General features: G+C 59.5%; 1 pseudogene. It reads right to left on the bottom strand.

Annotated features, from left to right (window positions below):
• Nucleotides 1–185: 185 nt before the first annotated feature.
• Nucleotides 186–1272, bottom strand: a pseudogene (locus JKL46_RS34790) (ISKra4 family transposase); the annotation flags it as partial.
• Nucleotides 1273–1370: the final 98 nt, after the last annotated feature.

The following is a 1370-nucleotide window of genomic DNA, read 5'->3' as shown; positions in this document are numbered from 1 at the left end:
CGAATCCGCAGCTACTTTGGGCATCCGTCATTCCGCTATGCCGCATAGTTCAAGTTCACCCAAGCCGGATCAGTAAGGTGCCGCTCCTGTGTCGCTGTTCGAGCGTCGCCGCTTTCCCGTCGAGATCATTCTGCTGTGCGTGCGCTGGTATTGCAAGTAGGAGAGTATGAGGAGTTGTGGGGCAATTAGGCAGCTACCCGGCCATCGCACCTAACATTGTCGTTCATGCCGGAATACCAGTGCTCGAATGTGGCACGCAGCGAGCCATCCAGGGTCTTGGTCCGCGTCTGCAGGAGCAGATGAGCCCCGCGTCGGCTCCACTGCATCTGCTGCTTCTGGGCAAAGCGCTTGCTGATCACCGCATTCACCGTCAACTCGACAAAAGCTGAGGAAATCCGCTCGCCGGACCGGTAGCGCTCGCCATAGTTGATCAAGCTGGCTTCGTTGCTGGCGATGTAGACCTGGGACTCCCGCATGGTGGTCCTGAACTTGCGCAGATTGGGGTAGCGATTGTCGAGAGCTTCGAGATCAAGCACCAGATCATCGATCGACTCACGAGCTCGGCAGGTGTTGCCATGCCAGAGGAACCATTTGATCTGGCGTAGTTCATCGAGCATCGCCATCCCGGCTTCCTTGTCGTGGTGCACCAAGCCCTGCGCAAACTGGCGCAGAACCGTGATCCGCATGGTGATGTGGATCCAGTCGAGCACATGCTCGCTGCACGGGCTGATCCGCTCAGCCAGAGCGCGGACCTCTTCACCGCCATCCATAATGACTGTCAGATCCTGATTGGCCTGCAGGCCCTGGCGCCTGAGAGGGTTGATGATGCGTTGCTGCGGCTTGTGATCATAGCTATGGACGAAGCCGATATACCGGGCCTCTCCCTCTTCGGGCATGGACCGGCCCACGATCAGCTCGAAGTTCCGCTTTCTGTCACTCCAGTCTCGGATGTAGCCGCCGTCCAGACCAATAGCCATACGGCCCTCGGGGGCGCCAGACCCTCCCAATCTCGAGGATCTGTGCCTTCCGTGAATGAGGCTCGCTGCTCAGCGAGATCGTCGCCGGATCATTGGTCTGTCGTTCCTGGGGAACGTAGTAGCGCGGGCTCTTGAGCTGGACATCTCCAAACAAGGTCCGGAAGGTGATCGGGTAGCTGCCCTTGCACCGGAGCTTGCGACCACTAATCGCGCAGTGCCAGTGCTTCTCAAGCCAACCGTTGACCTGAGCCTCGACGATCCGCTGCTGAGCGGCTGCCAGCAGGGCCTTGCCCTGATCCTGCGTCTGCTCGGCCTGGAGTTAAACCGGAAGGTGGGTGATGGGGTCGATCAGGCGACGTTGTGTGTTGGCGTCGTTGTGATCTCGGCGCCGTC

The sequence above is a fragment of the Microvirga zambiensis WSM3693 genome, assembly GCF_016735695.1.
Taxonomy (GTDB): domain Bacteria; phylum Pseudomonadota; class Alphaproteobacteria; order Rhizobiales; family Beijerinckiaceae; genus Microvirga; species Microvirga zambiensis.
Note: the sequence above shows the minus strand (reverse complement) of the source record. Positions and strands in the feature narration are given on the sequence as shown.